The sequence below is a fragment of the Acidovorax sp. BLS4 genome, from assembly GCF_032929295.1.
Lineage (GTDB): Bacteria > Pseudomonadota > Gammaproteobacteria > Burkholderiales > Burkholderiaceae_C > Paracidovorax.
On sequence record NZ_CP136797.1, the window covers coordinates 4124002 to 4145505 of the forward strand.

Annotated in this window: 20 protein-coding genes and 1 tRNA gene; 11 read left to right on the top strand and 10 right to left on the bottom strand. The window is 65.5% G+C overall.

Annotated features, from left to right (window positions below; translation table 11 throughout):
- Positions 1-13 precede the first annotated feature (13 nt).
- Positions 14-505 carry a 2-C-methyl-D-erythritol 2,4-cyclodiphosphate synthase gene (ispF, locus tag R1Z03_RS18980; RefSeq protein WP_284399393.1) on the top strand — a complete coding sequence of 164 codons (492 nt, stop codon included), beginning with the start codon at positions 14-16 and terminating at the stop codon, positions 503-505.
- Here ispF and R1Z03_RS18985 read toward each other — a convergent pair.
- On the bottom strand, positions 486-1985 hold the full coding sequence (locus tag R1Z03_RS18985; RefSeq protein ID WP_272564092.1) for a sensor histidine kinase: 1500 nt from the start codon (positions 1983-1985) through the stop codon (positions 486-488). The genes ispF and R1Z03_RS18985 overlap by 20 nt on opposite strands.
- Positions 1986-2061: 76 nt before the next feature.
- Entirely contained in the window at positions 2062-2793 is a 732-nt protein-coding gene (ompR, locus tag R1Z03_RS18990; RefSeq protein WP_272564091.1) for a two-component system response regulator OmpR, read from the bottom strand.
- Between the two features lie 217 nt (positions 2794-3010).
- On the opposite strand from ompR, the gene R1Z03_RS18995 reads away from it, so the two are divergent.
- Positions 3011-3727 carry an SIMPL domain-containing protein gene (locus R1Z03_RS18995; protein ID WP_317353947.1) on the top strand — a complete coding sequence of 239 codons (717 nt, stop codon included), beginning with the start codon at positions 3011-3013 and terminating at the stop codon, positions 3725-3727.
- 92 nt (positions 3728-3819) lie between these two features.
- On the opposite strand, the gene R1Z03_RS19000 is transcribed toward R1Z03_RS18995, so the two are convergent.
- Positions 3820-4602, bottom strand: coding sequence for a 3-hydroxybutyrate dehydrogenase (locus tag R1Z03_RS19000; RefSeq protein WP_284424867.1), 783 nt, complete (start codon positions 4600-4602; stop codon positions 3820-3822).
- A gap of 69 nt (positions 4603-4671) precedes the next feature.
- On the opposite strand from R1Z03_RS19000, the gene R1Z03_RS19005 reads away from it, so the two are divergent.
- From R1Z03_RS19005 to R1Z03_RS19015, 3 genes are all read left to right on the top strand, one after another.
- A complete protein-coding gene (locus R1Z03_RS19005; RefSeq protein ID WP_317360429.1) occupies positions 4672-5622 on the top strand; it encodes an alpha/beta hydrolase in 951 nt (316 codons plus the stop codon).
- Positions 5623-5648: 26 nt separating this feature from the next.
- A complete protein-coding gene (locus R1Z03_RS19010) occupies positions 5649-7877 on the top strand; it encodes a bifunctional (p)ppGpp synthetase/guanosine-3',5'-bis(diphosphate) 3'-pyrophosphohydrolase (RefSeq protein ID WP_317360430.1) in 2229 nt (742 codons plus the stop codon).
- A gap of 69 nt (positions 7878-7946) precedes the next feature.
- Positions 7947-8023: transfer RNA gene (locus R1Z03_RS19015), tRNA-Val, on the top strand.
- A gap of 330 nt (positions 8024-8353) precedes the next feature.
- Here R1Z03_RS19015 and R1Z03_RS19020 read toward each other — a convergent pair.
- From R1Z03_RS19020 to R1Z03_RS19050, 7 genes are all read right to left on the bottom strand, one after another.
- The gene (locus tag R1Z03_RS19020; protein WP_284399417.1) at positions 8354-9664 is read right to left on the bottom strand and encodes a citrate synthase; all 1311 of its coding nucleotides are present in this window, start codon (positions 9662-9664) and stop codon (positions 8354-8356) included.
- Between the two features lie 19 nt (positions 9665-9683).
- A complete protein-coding gene (locus tag R1Z03_RS19025; protein ID WP_317353955.1) occupies positions 9684-9983 on the bottom strand; it encodes a succinate dehydrogenase assembly factor 2 in 300 nt (99 codons plus the stop codon).
- A gap of 5 nt (positions 9984-9988) precedes the next feature.
- Positions 9989-10690, bottom strand: a complete 702-nt coding sequence (locus R1Z03_RS19030; protein ID WP_272548188.1) for a succinate dehydrogenase iron-sulfur subunit — start codon at positions 10688-10690, stop codon at positions 9989-9991.
- Positions 10691-10717: 27 nt separating this feature from the next.
- Positions 10718-12526 carry a succinate dehydrogenase flavoprotein subunit gene (gene sdhA, locus R1Z03_RS19035; protein WP_284428824.1) on the bottom strand — a complete coding sequence of 603 codons (1809 nt, stop codon included), beginning with the start codon at positions 12524-12526 and terminating at the stop codon, positions 10718-10720.
- A 31-nt stretch (positions 12527-12557) separates the two neighbouring features.
- On the bottom strand, positions 12558-12923 hold the full coding sequence (sdhD, locus tag R1Z03_RS19040; protein WP_272564085.1) for a succinate dehydrogenase, hydrophobic membrane anchor protein: 366 nt from the start codon (positions 12921-12923) through the stop codon (positions 12558-12560).
- Positions 12924-12968: 45 nt separating this feature from the next.
- Positions 12969-13403, bottom strand: coding sequence for a succinate dehydrogenase, cytochrome b556 subunit (sdhC, locus tag R1Z03_RS19045; RefSeq protein WP_284399427.1), 435 nt, complete (start codon positions 13401-13403; stop codon positions 12969-12971).
- Between the two features lie 136 nt (positions 13404-13539).
- Positions 13540-14331: a GntR family transcriptional regulator gene (locus R1Z03_RS19050; protein ID WP_284428823.1), complete on the bottom strand. Its 792-nt coding sequence runs from the start codon at positions 14329-14331 to the stop codon at positions 13540-13542.
- 223 nt (positions 14332-14554) lie between these two features.
- On the opposite strand from R1Z03_RS19050, the gene R1Z03_RS19055 reads away from it, so the two are divergent.
- From R1Z03_RS19055 to R1Z03_RS19080, 6 genes are all read left to right on the top strand, one after another.
- Complete coding sequence (locus R1Z03_RS19055) at positions 14555-15541, top strand: malate dehydrogenase (RefSeq protein ID WP_284399433.1); 987 nt, start codon at positions 14555-14557, stop codon at positions 15539-15541.
- 22 nt (positions 15542-15563) lie between these two features.
- Complete coding sequence (gene tam / locus R1Z03_RS19060) at positions 15564-16340, top strand: trans-aconitate 2-methyltransferase (protein WP_317353968.1); 777 nt, start codon at positions 15564-15566, stop codon at positions 16338-16340.
- Entirely contained in the window at positions 16337-17350 is a 1014-nt protein-coding gene (locus R1Z03_RS19065) for an aldolase/citrate lyase family protein (protein WP_317353971.1), read from the top strand. The genes tam and R1Z03_RS19065 overlap by 4 nt, the downstream gene beginning before the upstream one ends.
- Positions 17351-17399: 49 nt before the next feature.
- Positions 17400-18095 carry a hypothetical protein gene (locus R1Z03_RS19070; protein WP_284428820.1) on the top strand — a complete coding sequence of 232 codons (696 nt, stop codon included), beginning with the start codon at positions 17400-17402 and terminating at the stop codon, positions 18093-18095.
- Positions 18096-18183: 88 nt separating this feature from the next.
- The gene (gene acnB / locus R1Z03_RS19075) at positions 18184-20769 is read left to right on the top strand and encodes a bifunctional aconitate hydratase 2/2-methylisocitrate dehydratase (protein WP_317353974.1); all 2586 of its coding nucleotides are present in this window, start codon (positions 18184-18186) and stop codon (positions 20767-20769) included.
- Positions 20770-20996: 227 nt separating this feature from the next.
- On the top strand, positions 20997-21461 hold the full coding sequence (locus tag R1Z03_RS19080) for a hypothetical protein (RefSeq protein WP_317353977.1): 465 nt from the start codon (positions 20997-20999) through the stop codon (positions 21459-21461).
- The last annotated feature ends 43 nt before the right edge of the window (positions 21462-21504 follow it).

The window sequence follows — 21504 nt, forward strand, 5'->3', positions numbered from 1 at the left end:
AGGAACGCGAACGATGAACATCCGAATCGGCGAAGGCTGGGACGTGCATGCGCTGGTGCCGGGGCGCCGCCTCGTCATCGGCGGTGTGGACGTGCCGCACACCATGGGCCTGCTCGGCCATTCCGATGCCGACGTGCTGCTGCACGCCATCACCGACGCGCTGCTGGGCGCCGCGGCGCTGGGGGACATCGGCAGCCACTTCCCGGACACCGACCCCACGTTCAAAGGCGCGGATTCGGTGGCGCTGCTGGTGGAGGCCGCGCGGCGCGTGCGTGCGCAGGGCTACGAGATCGGCAACATCGACAGCACGGTGATCGCGCAGGCGCCGCGTCTGGCCGCCCACATCCCCGCGATGCGGGCCCGCATCGCGCAGGCGCTGTCGCTGCAGGAGGGGCAGGTCAACGTCAAGGCCAAGACCGCCGAGCGGCTCGGCCCGGTGGGCCAGGGCCTCGCCATGGAGGCCCGGGCCGCGACGCTGCTGTTCGTCAAGCCTTCGCCGGCTTAGGGCGGCGCGGGGGCAGGTTGCGCTTGATCTGCGGGCGCTGCAGGCGCTGCTTGGGGTCCTTGCCGCCGGGCAGGTCGGTCGCCCGCTGCAATTGGATGTGGGCCACCAGCCCACCCGATCCCGAATTGGCCAGGGCGAAGATGCCGCCCATGCGCTGCACGGTCTTGTCCACGATGGACAGGCCCAGGCCCGCGCCGGCGGCCGCCGTGCGGGCCGAATTGCCGCGGAAGAACGGCTTGGTCAGGTTGGCCAACTGCTCCGGCGGCACGCCCGGGCCATGGTCGCGCACCTTGATCAGCACCCACTTCTCGCGCCCCTTGGCCGCGATGTCCACGGTGGCCGTGCCGCTGTCGTGCGTCTTGCCGTAGCGGCGGGCATTCTCGAGCAGGTTGGAGATCACGCGCGCCAGTTCGACCTCGTCGGCCAGCACGTTCAGGTCCTCGGGCACGTTCATCGAGATCTGCAGTTCGCGGTGGTCCTGCACGGCGTACACGCACGACGACACCACGCCATGCAGGTTGACCGGGTTCAGGGTCACGTTGTCGGGGCGGGCGTAATCGAGGAACTTGTCGATGGTGGCGTCGAGCTGCACGATGTCGGCCACCATGTGTTCGCGGGCCACGTTGTCCGACACGCTCATTTCGGTTTCCAGCCGCAGGCGGGCCAGGGGCGTGCGCAGGTCATGCGAAATGCCCGCCAGCATCACGGCGCGGTCCTGCTCCAGCTTGGCGAGCTTTTGCGCCATGCGGTTGAAGCCGATGTTCACCTCGCGGATTTCGCTGGTCACGGCTTCTTCGTCGAGCTGGCTGGCGGCGAAGTCGCCGTCGCGCACGCGGTTGGCGGCATACGACAGCTGTTTGAGCGGCCGGTTGATCAGGCGCGCGATGGCTGCGGCACCCGCCAGCGACAGGGCCGCGGCGGTGATGAGCCAGATCATCCACGTCTTGCCGCCGGCCGCGCTCAAGCGGGACCGGTCCATCAGCAGCCAGTTGGGGTCGCCGTTGATCGTGAAGCCTACCCACAAGCCGCTTTCGCCATTGACGTTGCTCGCCACGATGGTGCCCGGCCCCAGGCGGGTGGTCAGCTCTTCGGTCAGCCGCATGCCGAGCGCCGAGGCGTCCAGCAGGTCGAAGCGGTCGGACGGCTCGCGCGGCAGGATGCGAACGCCTTCCTGGTCGGCCATGGTCTTGATCAGCGAGACGCGCGCGATCGCATCGGCATGCACCAGCGCCGCGCGGCTCAGGTTCACCAGCGAGGCGATCTGCTGCGCCGTCTGCAGCGTGCGCGGCTCGAACTCCAGCGCCCGCAGCGTCTGCAGCCAGGCCAGGATGCTGCCTACCAGCAGCAGCGCGAGCAGGAAGAACGTGCGCCAAAAAAGGTTCAGCCCCACCCGTGCACGCTGCGCCCGCAGGTACACGGGGGCCTCCAGGGGGGCGGGGCTGGTGGCGTCGGACGACGCTGCTTCGTAGTTGGCGCTCATGTCGTGAGAATCATCGGGAAATTGCCGAAGGGCAGAGGGCGCCACGGAGAAAACGCGGCCCTCGGCAAAAGGGAGATCAGCTCGTGCCGTCCGGCACGAACACGTAGCCCACGCCCCAGACCGTCTGGATGTAGCGCGGCGCCGCGGCGTCCACCTCGACCAGCTTGCGAAGGCGGGACACCTGCACGTCCAGGCTGCGGTCGAACGGCTCGAACTCGCGGCCGCGCGCCAGCAGGGCCAGCTTTTCCCGCGACAGCGGTTGCCGTGGATGGCGGACCAGCGCCTTCAGCATGGCGAACTCGCCGGTGGTGAGTGGCAGCTCTTCGCCGCTGCGCTGCAGTGCGCGCGTGCCCAGATCAAAGGTGAAAGGACCGAAGGTGACGACCTCGTTGTCGCCCGACGGAGCGCCCGGCGCCTCTTGCGGCGGCCGGCGGCGCAGCACCGCGTGGATGCGGGCCAGCAGTTCGCGGGGGTTGAACGGCTTGCCCAGGTAATCATCGGCGCCCACTTCCAGGCCCACGATGCGGTCCACGTCCTCGCCCTTGGCGGTCAGCATGATGATGGGAGTGCGATCGTTGGCGGCGCGAAGGCGGCGGCAGATCGAGAGGCCGTCCTCGCCGGGCATCATCAGGTCCAGCACGATGAGGTCCACGGTTTCGCGCAGCAGAATGCGGTTGAGGGCCTTGCCATCTTCCGCAACCATGACTTCGAAGCCCTCTTGCGTGAGATAGCGCCGCAGCAAATCGCGAATGCGGGCGTCGTCATCCACCACGAGAATCTTGTCGGTACGGTTGGTTGTTGAGGCCATTTGTTTCCCAAGTCCTATTTGTAACAGAGCCGATTCTGACCACCTTGAACCCCGAAGTTCGGCTTTTTGCCAGATACCTGACCAACTGTTACAAGTTTTGCCCCACCACGCACAGACGCTATCGGGCCTTTACCGCCGATTGATCCGGACCGGTTAACGTAGCGTTTCAAGGGTGTCCGATGCACCCGCCCACTTTCTCTTCACAAGGATTCCGATCATGAAAATTGCTATCAAAATAATAGCTGCAGGTGCTTTTCTGGTGTGCGCTGGCGCCGCTTTCTCCCAAAACGCCGTGATGCCGCCACCGCAGAATGTGCTGCAGCTGTCCGCGACCGGCACCGTGGATGTCCAGCAGGACCTGCTGGTGCTCACGCTGGCCACCAGCAAGGAAGGTGCCGATGCAGCCACGGTGCAGACGCAGCTCAAGCAAGCGCTGGACTCCGCGTTGGCGGAGGCCAAGCGCTCTGCCCAGCCGGACCAGATGGATGTGCGCACCGGCGCGTTCGGCATGTACCCGCGCTATGGCAAGGAGGGCAAGATCAACGGCTGGCAGGGCCGGGCCGAGCTGATCCTGCAGGGCCGTGATTTCTCGCGCATCACCACCACCGCCGGCAAGATCCAGTCCATGCCGATCAGCCAGATCGCCTTCGACCTGTCGCGCGAGGCCCGCGAGAAGGTGGAGGGCGAGGCGCAGACCAAGGCCATCGAGCAATTCAAGGCCCGTGCGAATGAACTGGCGCGCGGCTTCGGCTTCAGCGGCTACACGCTGCGGGAGGTGGCGGTGAACAGCAACGAGATGATCCCCGGCCCCCGGCCGCGCATGATGGCCATGGAGGCCAAGATGTCGTCGATGTCCGCCGATGCGCCCGTACCGGTGGAAGCCGGCAAGGCGCAGGTGGTGGTGAACGTCTCCGGCGCCGTGCAACTGCGCTGAGGGGTTGGCTGGCTGACGCCCGTGCCGGACAGCCTCCTTCCCTGGATGCCAGGGCAGGGCGCCGGTGATCGGGCGGTTAAGGCTTTTCGTTCTTACTGGGCGGCCCAGCCACCGTCCATGTTCCAGGCGACGCCGCGGACATTGTTGGCCGCCGGCGAGCAGAAGAACACCGCCAGTTCACCCAGTTCTTCGGGCGTGGTGAACTGCAGCGAGGGTTCCTTTTCGCTCAGCAACTGCTTCTTGGCGTCTTCGTTCGACAGGCCCTGGTCGGCCGCCTTGGCATCGACCTGTTTCTGAACCAGCGGCGTGAGCACCCAGCCGGGACAGATCGCATTGCAGGTCACGCCGGTGGTGGCGGTTTCCAATGCGGTGACCTTCGTCAGGCCCACGATGCCGTGCTTGGCTGCCACATAGGCCGCCTTCTGGGCCGAAGCCACCAGCCCGTGCACCGAGGCGATGTTGATGATGCGGCCCCAGTTGGCCGCTTTCATTGGAGGCAGGGCCAGGCGCGAGGTGTGGAAGGCGCTGGTCAGGTTGATCGCCAGGATGGCATCCCACTTCTCGACGGGAAAATCCTCCACGTTCGCCACGTGCTGGATGCCTGCGTTGTTGACCAGGATGTCCACGCGCCCGAACTGGCTGGCGCTGTACTTCATCATGTCCTCGATGTCCGCTGCGCGGCCCATGTCGGCCCCGTGGTAGGCCACCTGCGCGCCATGGCTTTCGCCGGCCGCCAGCACCTCGGCACGGGGGCCGTCCACATCGCCGAAACCATTGAGGACGACGTTGGCGCCTTGGCGCGCGAGCGCCTTGGCGATGCCCAGTCCGATGCCGCTCGTGGAGCCGGTGACGAGGGCCGTTTTGCCTTGAAGCATGTGAGTCTCTCCGAATGAATTAGGATGAACGCAACCATTATCGAGCGCCCCCGCGACGAATTCGTTCCCATGACCGAGCCTACGCTGAATTACGTGAATTGCCCTGGAATCGCTGCAAAGGAGGGCTCGGCGGACGATGCAGCCGCCAGCCATCGCATGGCGTATTGGGAATGGAACGCGACGGGCCAGCCGGGCCATCCCCATGTGGTGGTTTGCGTGCATGGCCTGTCGCGCCAGGGGCGTGATTTCGATGTGCTCGCCCGCCGTCTGTCCCGTCATGCCCGGGTGATCTGTCCCGACGTGGCCGGTCGCGGCCGCAGCGACTGGCTCGCCGACCCCATGGCCTATCAGGTGCCGGTGTATGCCGCCGACATGCTGGCACTGCTGGCCGACGTGCATGGCCGCGCTCCCATCCAGCATCTGGACTGGGTGGGCACCAGCATGGGCGGGCTGATCGGCATGGCGCTGTGCGGCCAGCCGGGCCTGCCGCTTCCCGTGCCGGTGCGCAGGCTGGTCCTGAATGATGTAGGGCCGGTGATCGAATGGAGTGCGCTCCAGCGCATCGGCCAGTACCTCGGGCGGCCCGCCCACTTCGAAACGGAGCAGCAGGCAGCCGATGCCCTGTGGACGATCTCCTCCAGCTTCGGCCCCCATACGCCGGCGCAGTGGCTGGCGTTGTCGCGCGCCATGCTCCGGCCTGCGCCCGAGGGTGGGTTCGTGCTGCACTACGACCCGGCCATCGCCCAGCCGTTTCGCGCGATGACGCAGGAGGCCGCTGTTGCCGGTGAGGCGCAGTTGTGGCAGCTGTATGAACAGATCAGTGCGCGCACGCTGCTGCTTCGCGGCGCGCAATCGGATCTGCTCTCGCCCTCTACGGCGCAAGCCATGTCGCAACGCGGGCCCCGCGCGCAGGTGGTGGAGTGGAGCGGGGTGGGGCACGCCCCGACGCTGGTGGCGGACGAACAGGTGGATGCGGTCGAGGCATTTCTCTTCGACCCCGGCGAAAGAGGTGGGCTGTGAAGAGCCTGTCCACCGCCACTCCCGGCATGCAGGGCCAGGGGGGCGCGGGGAGCGCGTCGCCCCGGTCCGATGCCGTGCCGCAGCTCATCGCTGCCACGGCGCTGTCGCTGCCCGAGCAAGCGGGCGCGCTGGCGCGGGCCCGGGCCTTTGCGGAACCGCTGCTGTCCAGCGAGACGCTGGAGACCGGCGAGAACACCTTCGCGCATGCCGAAGCCGTCGCCTCCATACTCAAGAACATCGGTGGGTCGGAAGCCATGCAGGCGGCCAGCTATCTGGTGCATGCCTGCTCGCACCTGAACAAGCCCGAGGAGGTCATCGCCAAAGCCTTCGGGCAGAACTTTGCCGCCCTGGCCGTGGAGACCACCAAGCTCATGCGCGTGCAGCAGCAGGCACGCGAAGCCCAGCTTGCCGGGCAGCCGGTGGACGACCCCGCCACGCAGACCGAGAACGTGCGCAAGATGCTGCTCGCATTCTCCCGGGACCTGCGCGTCGTGATGCTGCGTCTGGCCTCGCGCCTGCAAACCCTGCGCTTCTATGCCGCCACCAAACGCGCCGTGTCGCCCGGCATCGCGCGCGAGGCCCTGCAGGTGTTCGCCCCGCTGGCCAATCGGCTCGGCATCTGGCAGATGAAGTGGGAGCTGGAAGACCTGTCCTTCCGGTTCCTGGAGCCGGAGACCTACAAGCAGGTGGCCCGGCTGCTGGACGAAAAGCGGGCCGAGCGCGAGGTGTACATGGAGCAGCTTCGCGGCCGGCTGGAGTCCGAACTGCGGGCCCGCAGCATCAGCGCCAGCGTGCAGGGCCGGCCCAAGCACATCTACAGCATCGTCAAGAAGATGCGTGGCAAGTCGCTCGACTTCGAGCATGTGTTCGACATCCGGGCGCTGCGGGTGGTGGTGCCTTCAGTGAAGGATTGCTACGCCGCACTGTCCTGGGTGCACGAGCATTTCAAGCCGATTGATGCCGAGTTCGACGACTACATCGCCAAGCCCAAGCCCAACGGCTACCAGTCGCTGCACACCGTCGTGCGCGACGAGACGGGCAAGGCCATCGAAATCCAGATCCGCACCCAGGCCATGAACGAACACGCCGAGCATGGCGTGGCCGCGCACTGGGCCTACAAGGAGGCCGGCACCAAAGGCTATGCGGGCGTTTCGGCCTCCGGCGAATACGACGCCAAGATCGCGGTGCTGCGCCAGTTGCTGGCCTGGGAGCGGGACATGGCGGGCACCGTGCAGCACGGGGGGCTGTTTGAAGACCGCATCTACGTGCTCACGCCGGACGCGGCCGTGGTGGAGCTGCCGCAGGGCGCCACCCCGGTCGATTTCGCCTATGCGGTGCACACCAGTGTCGGCCACCGTTGCCGCGGCGCGCGTGTCGACGGGGCCATGGTGCCGCTCAACACGCCGCTGCAGAACGGGCAGACGGTCGAAATCACCACCGTCAAGGAAGGCCGCCCGTCGCGCGATTGGCTCAATGCCGAGCTGGGCTACCTCACCAGCCACCGCGCCCGCGCCAAGGTGCGTGCCTGGTTCAACGCCCAGGCCACGCATGAAACCACGGCGCGGGGCCGAGAGGCGGTGGAAAAGCTGCTGCAGCGCGAGGGCAAGACCGCCATCAAGCTCGACGATCTTGCCGTGCAGCTGGGCTTCAAGACGGCGGACGCCTTGTTCGAAGTGGTGGGCAAGGACGAGTTCTCGCTGCGCACCATCGAGACGCTGCTGCGCCCGCCCGAACCCGTGCTGCAGCCGGACGATTACCTGCTGCTCAAGAAGACGCGCACCTCCGAGACCGCGCCCAAGGGCGGGGTGCTGGTGGTGGGCATCGATTCGCTGATGACCCAACTGGCCAAGTGCTGCAAGCCTGCGCCGCCCGACAGCATCCGGGGCTTCGTCACGCGCGGCAAAGGGGTGAGCGTGCACCGCGCCGACTGCAGCAATTTTCGTGAGATGGCGGCGCGCAGTGCCGAACGCATCATCGAAGTGGAGTGGGGGCAATCCAAGTCGTCCGCCGGTGCCGGCCCGTCGGTCTATCCGGTGGACGTGTCGGTCGAGGCTGCAGACCGGCAAGGCCTGCTGCGCGACATTTCCGAGGTCTTCGCCAGGGAGAAGACCAACGTGATCGGCGTTCAGACGCAGTCCGTGAAAGGCACGGCCTGGATGACGTTCACGGTGGAGGTGGCCGACTCAGGCCGGCTCAACAAAGTGCTTGGCATCGTGGCCACGGTGCAAGGCGTGCGCTCTGCGCGGCGCCGTTGAAAGAAAGCGCGCGAAGTTGCCTGGAACGTGTATTTTTTACTGCTACAATCTCGCTTCTCGAATACACACAGGCGCGTAGCTCAGCTGGTTAGAGCACCACCTTGACATGGTGGGGGTCGTTGGTTCGAGTCCAATCGCGCCTACCAACTAACCATTGGTAAAAGCCTTCCAAATCATCGATTTGGAAGGCTTTTTTTATTTCCGAAAGGGCTTTCGGGCGTCCTGCCGCAAAGTGTCAGCGGGGCAGGGGGGATGCGGCTCTTGCAATTGGTCCCGGGTCTTCGAGGTCGCGCCTCGAATGGTTTGCTCCCGTGGTCTCGGATCGCTTGGATAAACCTCCGCAAAGCCGCCAGAAAAAGCCTTGGCGTGGATGCCAACAAAAAATGCCAGCCAGCGTTGGCTGACTGGCATTCGATGTTGCAGGCTTTGCCTTCCGGAGAAGAGGCCCATTCCAGGGCCCTCTCCAGAAATACCGCTCAGCGCTTGTCCAGCGGCTGCACGTCGCGGCGCTCCGCGCCCACGAACAGTTGGCGGGGGCGGCCGATCTTGTACTCGGGGTCGCCGATCATTTCGTTCAGCTGGGCGATCCAGCCCACGGTGCGGGCCAGCGCGAAGATGCCGGTGAACAGGTTCACCGGGATGCCGATCGCGCGTTGCACGATGCCGGAGTAGAAGTCCACGTTCGGGTAGAGCTTGCGCTGCACGAAGTAGTCGTCTTCCAGGGCGATCTTTTCCAGTTCCTTGGCCAGGGCGAACAGCGGATCCTTTTCGAGGCCCAGTTCGGCCAGCACTTCGTTGCAGGTTTCCTGCATGAGCTTGGCGCGCGGGTCGTAGTTCTTGTACACGCGGTGACCGAAGCCCATCAGCTTCACACCGGAGTTCTTGTCCTTGACCTGCTTGATGAACTCGCCGATCTTCTCCACGCCGCCCTGCGCCTGGATGTCGTGCAGCATGTTCAATGCGGCTTCGTTGGCGCCACCGTGGGCGGGGCCCCAGAGGCAGGCCACGCCAGCGGCGATGGCGGCGAACGGGTTGGTGCCGGAGGAGCCGCACAGGCGCACCGTGGAAGTGGAGGCGTTCTGCTCGTGGTCGGCGTGCAGGATGAAGATGCGGTCCAGCGCGCGTTCGAGCACCGGATTGACCTTGTACTCTTCGCACGGCGTGCCGAACATCATGCGCAGGAAGTTGCCGGCATAGCTCAGGTCGTTCTGCGGGTACATGTAGGGCTGGCCCACGCCGTACTTGTATGCCATCGACACCAGCGTCGGCATCTTTGCGATCAGGCGGATGGCCGAGATCTCGCGATGCTGCGGGTTGTTGATGTCCGTGCTGTCATGGTAGAAGGCCGAGAGCGCGCCCACCAGGCCCGTCAGCACGGCCATCGGGTGGGCGTCACGGCGGAAGCCACGCAGGAAGAACTGCATCTGCTCGTTGACCATCGTGTGCTTGGTCACGCTGTCGCTGAACTCGGTCTTCTGCGCGGGGTTGGGCAGTTCGCCCTTGAGCAGCAGGTAGCAGGTTTCCAGGAAGTCGCACTGCGTGGCCAACTGCTCGATGGGGTAGCCGCGGTACAGCAGCTCGCCCTTGTCGCCGTCGATGTACGTGATCGAGGACTGGCATGCCGCAGTGGAAAGGAAACCGGGGTCGTAGGTGAACATGCCCGTCTGCGCGTACAGCTTGCGGATGTCGACCACGTCGGGGCCGATACTGCCTTGGTACACGGGAAGTTCCACGCTGGGGCTGCCGTTGCTGAACGATAGCGTTGCCTTGTTGTCTGCCAGTTTCATTTCCAGTTTCCTTCTGTTGTTAGCCCGCAAGCGGTGGAGGGGGTGCTGACGCTCTGCGGCGCAGCTGTTCAAGCACTTCCTTGACGCCCCTGGTATCGATCTCGCCCGTGGGTTCCTTGCGCCGCAGCAGCAGGTCCAGCAGGTCGTTGTCGGAAAGGTCCATCAAGGTCGTGAGACCTTGTGCCTGGCGCTGGGTCAGGCGCGAGCCGTAGGTGGCGAAGAACTGCTCGATGAACAGATCGTTCTCCACCAGGCCGCGGCGGCTGCGCCACTTCAGCTTGGCGGCCTCGCGTTCGTCGAGCAATTCGTCGTCGGCCATGGCGGTCAGATGGCGCGACGCACCATCAGTTCCTTGATCTTGCCGATGGCCTTGGTGGGGTTGAGACCCTTGGGGCACACGTCCACGCAGTTCATGATGGTGTGGCAGCGGAACAGGCGATAGGGGTCTTCGAGGTTGTCCAGACGGGCGCCCGTGGCCTCGTCGCGGCTGTCCGCAATGAAACGGTATGCCTGCAGCAGGCCGGCGGGGCCCACGAACTTGTCGGGGTTCCACCAGAAGCTGGGGCAGCTCGTCGAGCAGCTGGCGCACAGGATGCACTCGTACAGGCCGTTGAGCTCATCGCGCTCTTCCGGGCTCTGCAGGCGTTCCTTCTCGGGCGTGATGCCTTCGGTGATGAGGTACGGCTTGATCGAGTTGTACTGCTTGAAGAACTGCGTCATGTCCACGATCAGGTCGCGGATCACGGGCAGCCCGGGCAGTGGCTTGAGCACGATGGTGCCCTTGAGCGTGTTCATGTTGGTGAGGCACGCCAGGCCGTTCTTGCCGTTGATGTTCATCGCATCGGAACCGCAGACGCCTTCGCGGCACGAACGGCGGAACGAGATGGATGGGTCCTGCGCCTTGAGCTTCACCAGGGCGTCCAGCAGCATGCGCTCGTGGCCGTCGAGTTCGATCTCCACGGTCTGCATGTAAGGCTTGGCGTCCTTGTCCGGATCGTAGCGGTAGATTTGAAAGGTGCGCTTCATGGTGTTCTTTCTCGTGGGCTTGTAGGGTCAGAACGTACGGACCTTGGGAGGCACGCTGTCGACCGTCAAAGGCTTCAGGTTCACGGGCTTGTAGGTCAGGTTGTTGCCTGCGCTGTGCCACAAGGTGTGCTTCATCCACTCTTTGTCGTTGCGGCCCAGCGGGAATTCCGCGTGGTCGGCCGGATGCTCGTAGTCATACACGGTGTGGGCGCCGCGGCATTCCTTGCGGGCGGCGGCGGAGGTCATCGTGGCCTGTGCCACTTCGATGAGGTTGTCCACTTCCAGTGCTTCCATGCGCGCGGTGTTCCAGACCTTGGACTTGTCCTTGAGCGTGACGGAACCCACGCGCTCGCGGATGGCGTTGATCTTGACCACGCCTTCATCCATGCCTTCTTGCGTGCGGAACACGCCGGCGTGCTGCTGCATCGACGCGCGGATGTCATTGGCGACGTCCTGGGCGTAGGTGCCTTCGTTCGAATCCTGCAGCTGGTTCAGGCGCGCCAGGGTGCGGTCGGCGGCGTCAGCCGGCAGGGGCTTGTGCTCGCCGCTGCCCTTGATCATGTCCACGATGTGGCGGCCTGCGGACTTGCCGAAGACCAGCAGGTCGAGCAGCGAGTTCGTGCCCAGGCGGTTGGCGCCGTGCACCGACACGCACGAGCATTCGCCCACGGCGTACAGGCCGTTGACGACCTGGTTGTGCACGTCGCCGTTCTGGATCACGACCTGGCCGTTGATGTTGGTCGGAATGCCGCCCATCTGGTAGTGGATGGTGGGCACCACGGGGATCGGTTCCTTCGTGATGTCGACGTTGGCGAAGTTGACGCCGATCTCATACACCGAAGGCAGACGCTTGTGGATCGTCTCGGCACCGAGGTGGTCGAGCTTGAGCAGCACGTAGTCCTTGTTGGGACCGCAGCCGCGGCCTTCCTTGATTTCCTGGTCCATGGAACGCGAGACGAAGTCGCGCGGCGCCAGGTCCTTCAGCGTGGGTGCGTAGCGCTCCATGAAGCGTTCGCCGTTGCTGTTGAGCAAGATGGCGCCTTCGCCGCGGCAGCCTTCGGTCAGCAGCACGCCGGCACCGGCCACGCCGGTGGGGTGGAACTGCCAGAACTCCATGTCCTGCAGCGGGATGCCTGCGCGTGCCGCCATGCCCAGGCCGTCGCCGGTGTTGATGAACGCGTTGGTCGATGCCGCGAAGATGCGGCCCGCGCCGCCGGTGGCCAGCAGCACGGCCTTGGCCTGCAGGGCATACAGCTCGCCGGTTTCGAGTTCCAGGGCGGTCACGCCGACCACGTCGCCAGCGGCGTCGCGGATCAGGTCGAGCGCCATCCACTCCACGAAGAAGTTGGTCTTGGCCTTGACGTTCTGCTGGTACAGCGTGTGCAGCATGGCGTGGCCGGTGCGGTCGGCCGCGGCGCAGGCGCGCTGCACCGGCTTTTCACCGTAATTGGCCGTGTGGCCACCGAAGGGGCGCTGGTAGATGGTGCCGTCGGGGTTACGGTCGAACGGCATGCCGAAGTGTTCGAGCTCGTACACGACCTTGGGGGCTTCGCGGCACATGAACTCGATGGCATCCTGATCGCCCAGCCAGTCCGAGCCCTTGATGGTGTCGTAGAAGTGGTAGTGCCAGTTGTCCTCGCTCATGTTGCCGAGCGACGCGCTCACGCCGCCCTGCGCCGCCACGGTGTGCGAGCGGGTGGGGAATACTTTGGACAGCGAGGCCACGTTCAGGCCGGCGCGGGAGAGTTCGAGGGCGGCGCGCATGCCGGAGCCGCCGGCGCCGACGATGACGACATCGAACTTGCGCGTGGTGATGTTCGCTTTGGTGTAGCTCATTGTTATTTGCCTTCAGTCGCGGGGGATTGGATCAGAGACGCCAGAGGATCTGGATACCCCAGCCGGCGCAGCCGACGAGCCAGAAGATCGCGATGGCTTGCAGGGCGAGGCGCAAGCCCACGGGCTTCACGTAGTCCATCAGCACATCGCGCGTGCCCACCCAGACGTGCCAGGCGAGGGCCACGATGACGGAGAAGGTCAGCACCTTCATCCATTGCGCCGAGAAGATCGAAGCCCAGCGGTCGTAGCCGATGGGACCCTTGGTCAGCAGCACCTGGGCGAGCAGCACCACGGTGAAGAGCGCCATCAGGGCGGCGGTCACGCGCTGGCTCAGCCAGTCGCGCACTCCGTAGTGGGCACCGACGACGATGCGCTTGGAGCCGTAGTTCACGGACATAGAAGATCCTTTTTTTGTGGGGTTCGTGGGATAAGCCGGCGCGGCTCAGTACAGGCCGAACAGCTTGGCGCCGAGCACGACGGTGAGGGCGATGCTGATGACGAGCGTGGCGGTGGCGGATTTGCTGCCGAAATCCTTGTTCACCGCGTCATGGCTCACGTCCATCCACAGATGGCGCAGGCCGGCGGTGAAGTGGTGCAGGTACGACCAGATGAGGGCCAGCACGACGAGCTTGAGGAACCAGCCCGGCACGAAGCCCAGGCCCACCGTGAAGGCGGCCTTGAATTTGCCGAAGGAGATTTCGGAGGACACCGAGGTGTCGAACATCCACAGGATGAAGGGGAGCAGCACCAGCATGATCACACCGCTGACGCGGTGCAGGATCGACACCCATCCTGCGGCAGGAAGGCGGTAGGTGGGCAGGTCCGTGAGGGCATTGATGTTGCGGAATTCAGGCCGCTTTTTGGCGATCTCGGTCATGGCGGTGCTTTCGTGGATGTAACTGCTTTGTAATTTCGCGCGAACGAAACAACCCAAAATTCTATTGCAATGCAACAACCGCAGTGTTTCGGTACGGCGTAATTTCACCGCGCGGTATCGGCATGGTCGGGCAGTCTCAGCTCAGTTCGTTGTGGTAGTGGTGCGTATCGGTGCGATACAGGCCCTTGCGTAACTCCATCGGAACTTCGTTGTAGGTATAGGCAATGCGCTCCACGCTGAGCAGCGGCGTACCGGGTGCGACCTGCAGCAGCCGCGCCTGTTCGTCATCGGGCTGCACCGCCCGCAGCTTCTCGTCGGCGCGCACCATTCTGACGCCGAAATCGATTTCGAACATGGCGTAGGTGGGGCCCTGGTAGCTGGACATCTGCTCGGCGGTCAGCCCCTTGAAGGCCTGCCCGGGCAGCCAGATGTCTTCCAGGATGGTGGGAACGTCGCCGAACGACAGGATGCGCCGGGCATGCACCACGGCGTCGCCGCTGCGCAGCGCCAGAGCGCGAGCGATCTCGGCGCTGGCACGGATGCGGCGGCATTCGATGATGTGGCGCTGGGCCGGCCCCTCGACCCGGGCGTCGCCCGAGTCGGGCATGAGCTTGAGGAACCGGTATTGCACGTGCCGCTCGGCATGCGTGGCGACGAAGGTGCCCTTGCCCTGGCGGCGAACGACGAGGTTCTCCGCCGCCAGCTCATCGATGGCCTTGCGCACCGTGCCCTGGCTCACGCGGAAGCGGGCGGCCAGTTCCATCTCGCTCGGGATCGATTCGCCCGGCTTCCATTCGCCATGCTGCAGGCTGTGCAGGATGAGTCCCTTGATCTGCTGGTACAGCGGGCTGAAGGCTGGCGTGGGTGCGCCCGCGCTTCCTGCGGGGAGCGCAGGGCTGTCGGAGGCGGCAACCGGAAGGGTGGACATGGCGGCGGATCGAGGGGCGGCTGGCGCGCGGGGCAAAGGTGGGGTGTTTTCGCGCGTCGGCGAGGCCGGATCATATCTTATATAAGACATAAGACAAATTGACCGGATCCGGATTTCAGCGGTACACTCGGGAGCTGTTCTGCAGGGCACGGGCTGCTTGGTTTGACTGGCGCTGGTGCATCGACTGCACCGACACCCGTTTTTCCACTTTCTGGAGTTTTTCATGAGCAAGAAGCCCGTCCGCGTTGCTGTTACCGGCGCCGCCGGTCAAATCGGTTACGCCCTGCTGTTCCGCATTGCCTCCGGCGAAATGCTGGGCAAGGACCAGCCCGTCATCCTGCAATTGCTCGAAGTGCCCGTCGAAGGCCCGCAAAAGGCGCTCAAGGGCGTGATGATGGAACTCGACGACTGCGCCTTCCCGCTGCTGGTCGGCATGGAAGCCCACAGCGACCCCATGACGGCATTCAAGGACGCGGATTACGCCCTGCTGGTGGGCTCGCGCCCCCGCGGCCCGGGCATGGAACGTGCCGAGCTGCTGGCCGTCAACGGCGCCATCTTCACGGCCCAGGGCAAGGCGCTGAACGCCGTGGCCAGCCGCAACGTGAAGGTGCTGGTCGTGGGCAACCCTGCCAACACCAACGCCTACATCGCCATGAAGAGCGCGCCGGACCTGCCGCGCAAGAACTTCACCGCCATGCTGCGCCTGGACCACAACCGTGCTGCCAGCCAGATCGCCGCCAAGACCGGCAAGCCCGTGGCCGCCATCGAAAAGCTGGCCGTGTGGGGCAACCACTCGCCCACGATGTATGCCGACTACCGCTTCGCCACCATCGATGGCGAAAGCGTCGCCAAGACGATCAACGACCAGGAATGGAACGCCAACACGTTCCTGCCCACGGTGGGCAAGCGCGGTGCCGCCATCATCGAGGCGCGCGGTTCCTCCTCGGCCGCTTCGGCAGCCAACGCCGCCATTGACCACATGCGCGACTGGGCCCTGGGCACCAATGGCAAGTGGGTCACCATGGGTGTTCCTTCGGATGGCCAATACGGCATTCCGAAGGATGTGATGTTCGGTTTCCCTGTCACCTGCGAAAACGGCGAGTACAAGGTCGTCGAAGGCCTGGAAATCGACGCTTTCAGCCAGGAACGCATCGACAAGACGCTGGCCGAGCTGCAAGGCGAGCAAGACGGCGTGAAGCACCTGTTGTAATTTTTTCGGGTTCCGTTTTTTCATGCTCGACTGGAATCCCGCGCTCTACCGCCGCTACGAGGACGAGCGCACGCGCCCGGCCCAGGAGCTGCTCGCGCGGGTGCCCCATTCCGCGCCGGTCCACGTGGTGGACCTGGGCTGCGGGCCGGGCAATTCCACCGAGCTGCTGGTGCGGCGCTTCCCGCAGGCGCAGGTGACCGGCATCGACAATTCCGAAGCCATGCTGGCCAGCGCGCGCGAGCGCCTGCCCGGCGTGTCCTTCGTGCTGGGCGACATCGCCCGCTGGGTGCCCGACACGGCGCCCGACCTCATTTGCGCCAATGCCTCCCTGCAATGGGTGGGAGGGCATGGCGACCTCTTTCCGCGCCTGTTCGATAGCCTCGCCCCCGGCGGCGTGCTGGCAATCCAGATGCCCGACAACCGCCAGGAGCCCACGCACCGCCTGATGCGCGAAGTGGCGGCCGAGGCTCCGTGGCGCGAGCCCATCGGCGATGCCGACGCGCTGCGCACCGAGCTTCTGGACATCGGCGGCTACTACGACCTGCTGGCCACGCGCGCCGAGCGCATCGACGTGTGGCACACCGTCTACCAGCATGTGATGGCGTCGCCTGCGGCCATCGTCGAATGGGTGCGCGCCACGGGCCTCAAGCCCTTCATCGACCCGCTGGGCGATGCGTTGCGCGAGAGCTTCCTGGCCGAGTACGAGCGCCGCATCGCCGCGGCCTATGCCGTGCGCAGCGATGGCCGCCGTTTGCTGGCGTTCCCGCGCATGTTCATCGTGGCGCAGCGCCCGTCATGAGCGCGACTGGTGCCCACCCCGCGGCGGTGCTCATGGGCGCCCAGGCCAGTGCCATGCGCTTGCCGGTCTGCGACCATTACAGCGGCGTGGAAGCGCGCATGCGCAAGAGCCTGGAACTGCAAGCCGCCATGGCGGCCGAGCTGGGCCGCTGCGTGTTCGATGTGACCCTCGATTGCGAAGACGGTGCCCCCGTGGGCCGCGAGCGCGAGCATGCCGCCCTCGTGGCGCATTTGGCTCGCACCGCATCCCCCGGTGCCCGGGTGGCCGCGCGCGTGCATGCCGTGGACCACCCCGCCTTCGCCGAAGACATGGCCACCATCGCCGGCGAAGCCGCCACGCGGCTGTGCCACATCATGGTGCCCAAGGTCGAGTCGGTGGACGACGTGCTGCACGCCGAAAAGGCCCTGCTCGCCGCATCGGCAGGGCAGGTGCCGTTGCACGTGCTGCTGGAGTCGCCCGCGGCCATTCAGCGGGCTTTCGAGATCGCCGCCCATCCGCGCGTGCAGTCGATCAGTTTCGGCTTGATGGATTTCGTCTCGGCGCATGCCGGTGCGATTCCCGCGAGTGCCATGGGATCGCAGGGCCAGTTCGAGCACCCGCTGGTGGTACGCGCCAAGCTCGAGATCGCCGCGGCATGCCACGCCCACGGCAAGGTGCCGTCCCACTGCGTGGTGACCGAGTTCAACGATGCCGATGCCCTGCGCACGGCGGCCGGGCGCGCCGCGCGCCAACTGGGCTACACGCGCATGTGGAGCATCCACCCGGCGCAGATCCGCCCCATCCTGGAAGCCTTCGCTCCCGCGCAGGACGAGATCGCGCAGGCCGCCCAGCTTCTTTCCACCGCCGCGCACGCCGACTGGGCCCCCGTCAGCGTCGATGGCGTATTGCACGACCGCGCCAGCTACCGCTATTTCTGGCAGGTGCTGGAGCGTGCGCACCAGACCGGCCGCGCGCTGCCCGCCGCGGCGCAGGCCTGGTTTGCCCAGCCGGCCGCGGGTCCACAGGCCTGAGCCGTCCCACCATCAAGTTCCCCACACCTCCTTTTTCGTCGGAGTTCCCATGAAAACCTTCATCGCTTCTGCCCTGATGCTGCTGGCCCCTGCGCTGGTGATGGCGCAAGACGCCGCTCCCGCCAAGCCCGCACCGGCCAAGAGCACGGCCAAGGCCGCACCTGCCAAGGCCGCCGCCAAGGAGAAGTCCGCCGAGGCCAAGCCCGCGGCCAAGCCAGCTGCCAAGAGCGCGGCAGCCAAGCCGGCCGCGGCCAAGAAGGCCACGAGCAGCCGCACGCAGCTCAAGAGCGCCACCAACCAGGTGGCCACCGGCATCATCGCGGCCGAGGCTGCCCTGACGCCGCAGGAACTGGCCATCGCCGAACGCGTGCACACCGGCCACATTCCCTGCGAACTGGGCGCTTCCGTGCATGTCGAAGCCGATGCCAAGTCGCCGGGCCACTTCCGCATCGACGGCAAGGGCTTCAACTATTACATGTCGCCCATCGCGACCAGCACGGGCGCGGTGCGCCTGGAGGACCAGAAGGCCGGCGCCGTGTGGATCCAGATCGCCAACAAGTCCATGCTCATGAACCAGAAGCTCGGCCAGCGCCTGGCTGACGAGTGCATGAGCCCGCAGCAGGTCGCCGTGACCGAATCCATCAAGAAGAACCCGCAGCCCAGCCTGCTGGAAGCCCTGCCTGCCTCCGCCAACGCACCTGCCACCGTGGCGGCGCCAGCGGCTGCATCCGCACCGGCCCAGTGATTCTTCTTGCCCGGGTGCACCCGCTGCGCCCGGACCGCAGGGCCTGCCATGGCCAGCCCCACACACCAAAAACCCACCGGAGAAAAATATGTTGAAAGCCTACCGTGACCATGTGGCCGAGCGCGCCGCATTGGGCATTCCGCCCCTGCCTCTCACGGCCAAGCAGACCGCCTCGCTGATCGAGCTGCTGAAGGCTCCGCCCGCCGGCGAAGAAGCCACGCTGGTGGACCTGATCACCTACCGCGTGCCGGCCGGTGTGGATGATGCCGCCAAGGTCAAGGCCAGCTACCTGGCGGCCGTGGCCCACGGCACGGAAAAGTGCGCATTGATCGGCCGCGAGAAGGCCACCGAGCTGCTGGGCACCATGCTGGGCGGCTACAACCTCACGCCGCTGATCGACCTGCTGGACGATGCGGCCGTGGCGTCCGTCGCGGCCGAAGGCCTCAAGAAGACGTTGCTGATGTTCGATCAGTTCCATGACGTCAAGGAAAAGGCCGACAAGGGCAACGAATTCGCCAAGGCCGTCCTGCAAAGCTGGGCCGACGCCGAGTGGTTCACCAGCCGCCCCGAAGTGCCACAGAGCATCAAGCTCACGGTGCTCAAGGTCACCGGCGAAACCAACACCGACGATCTGTCGCCCGCCCCCGATGCCTGGAGCCGTCCCGACATTCCGCTGCATGCGCTGGCCATGCTCAAGAACAAGCGCGACGGCATCACGCCGGAAGAAGACGGCAAGCGCGGCCCGGTGAAGTTCATCGAAGACCTGCGCGCCAAGGGCAACCTCGTGGCCTACGTGGGCGACGTCGTGGGCACGGGTTCCAGCCGCAAGTCGGCCACCAACAGCGTGCTGTGGTTCACCGGCGAAGACATCCCCTACGTGCCGAACAAGCGCTTCGGCGGCGTGTGCCTGGGCTCCAAGATCGCCCCGATCTTCTACAACACCATGGAAGACGCGGGTGCGCTGCCCATCGAGCTGGACGTGAGCCAGATGAACATGGGCGACGAGATCGAACTGCTGCCCTACGCCGGCAAGGCGCTCAAGAACGGCCAGGTCATCGCCGAGTTCGAGGTCAAGAGCGAAGTGCTGTTCGATGAAGTGCGCGCCGGTGGCCGCATTCCGCTGATCGTGGGCCGCGGCCTCACCGCCAAGGCGCGCGAGGCCCTGGGCCTGACGCCTTCGACGCTGTTCCGCCTGCCGCAGAACCCCGCCGCGACGGGCAAGGGCTTCACGCTGGCGCAAAAGATGGTCGGCCGCGCCTGCGGCCTTCCCGAAGGCGAAGGCGTGGTGCCCGGCACCTACTGCGAACCGCGCATGACCTCGGTCGGCTCGCAGGACACCACCGGCCCGATGACACGCGACGAACTGAAGGACCTGGCCTGCCTGGGCTTCAGCGCCGATCTGGTGATGCAGTCCTTTTGCCATACCGCGGCGTACCCCAAGCCCGTGGACGTGAAGATGCACCACGAACTGCCCGACTTCATCAGCACGCGCGGCGGCATCTCGCTCAAGCCCGGTGACGGCATCATCCACAGCTGGCTCAACCGCATGCTGCTGCCCGACACGGTGGGCACGGGCGGCGATTCGCACACGCGCTTTCCGATCGGCATCAGCTTCCCCGCCGGCTCGGGCCTGGTGGCGTTCGCCGCCGCCACGGGCGTGATGCCGCTCGACATGCCGGAATCGGTGCTGGTGCGCTTCAAGGGCGCGATGCAGCCCGGCGTGACCCTGCGCGACCTGGTGCATGCCATTCCGCTGTACGCCATCAAGGCCGGCCTGCTGACCGTCGAGAAGAAGGGCAAGAAGAACATCTTCTCGGGCCGCATCCTCGAAATCGAAGGCCTGCCGGACATGAAGGTGGAGCAGGCGTTCGAGCTGTCCGACGCCTCGGCCGAGCGCTCGGCCGCCGGCTGCACGGTGCGCCTGAACAAGGAGCCGATCATCGAGTACATCAACTCGAACATCGTGCTGCTCAAGAACATGATCGCCCAGGGCTACGCCGATGCGCGCACCATCACGCGCCGCATCAAGGCCATGGAAGCGTGGCTGGCCAATCCGCAGCTGCTGCAGCCCGACGAAGATGCCGAGTACGCTGCCGTGATCGAGATCGATCTGGCCGAGATCACCGAGCCCATCGTCTGCTGCCCCAACGACCCGGACGACGCCAAGACGCTGTCCGACGTGGCCGGCGCGACGATCGACGAGGTGTTCATCGGCTCGTGCATGACCAACATCGGCCACTTCCGCGCGGCTTCCAAGCTGCTGGAAGGCAAGAAGGACATCCCGGTCAAGCTGTGGATGGCGCCGCCCACCAAGATGGACGCGCACCAGCTGACCGAGGAAGGCCACTACGGCGTGTTCGGCGCGGCCGGTGCGCGCATGGAAATGCCGGGCTGCTCGCTGTGCATGGGCAACCAGGCACAGGTCAAGGAAGGCGCCACGGTGATGTCCACCAGCACCCGCAACTTCCCCAACCGCCTGGGCAAGAACACGAACGTGTACCTGGGTTCCGCCGAGCTGTCGGCCATCTGCTCCAAGCTGGGCCGCATTCCGTCCAAGGAAGAGTACCTGGCGGATGTGGGCGTGCTCAACCAGAACGGCGACAAGATCTACAAGTACATGAACTTCGACCAGATCGAGGAGTACAAGGAAGTTGCGGACGGCGTCGCCGCCTGACCGGCGCCTGCCACCCTGAAGAAAAAGCCCGCTTCGGCGGGCTTTTTCTTTTGCTATTGAAATGATAGCTATATGCCGGCGTTTTTATTGCGCTGGAGGCCTTTTTGATGCTGAACGGTCTGGTGGCGTCTGGATGGCACTTTCGCCCGGCGCTAGGATCGGGCGTAACCGATCGATGGCGCCGCGGAGCGCCGCAGTCAAACCGCGCAGCTGAAAGCCCTCCCGCCATGCCATCCCATCGCCTGACCCTTTTCGCGGATTACCACCAGTTCTACCTTCAGGACGAGGCGGCGCCAGGCGACCTGGCAAGCGCCTGGGACGAGGCCGCGACGCTTCGCATGCTGGCCGTGTCGCAGGGCGTCGTCGGGTTTGGCACTGCTCGGAACATGCCGGTGCCGGTGACCCTGGAGTTGCTTGAGGCCGAGCCGCAGACCGACCTGGCCCGGTTCGATCATGTGGTCGATGGATCGGTGGCCATTGCCACAGGCCCGCTCGTCGTGGGGGGGGGCACGGACTACTTGCCCGATGCGGCCCGGTTCGATGTGCCGCCTGGAACGTACCGGGTCAGGCTGTCCAGCGCGGGTCTGGATTCGCTGTCTCCCGATGGGCTGGAAGGCGAAGACCGCTATCTCGTGCAGATGTGGCCGGGTGCGCTGTTGGAACCGACGGTGCTCAAGCAGCATGCCGGCTGACCTGAGCGTCAGGGGAGGCTGCCTTTTGGATGGCCCGTGTATT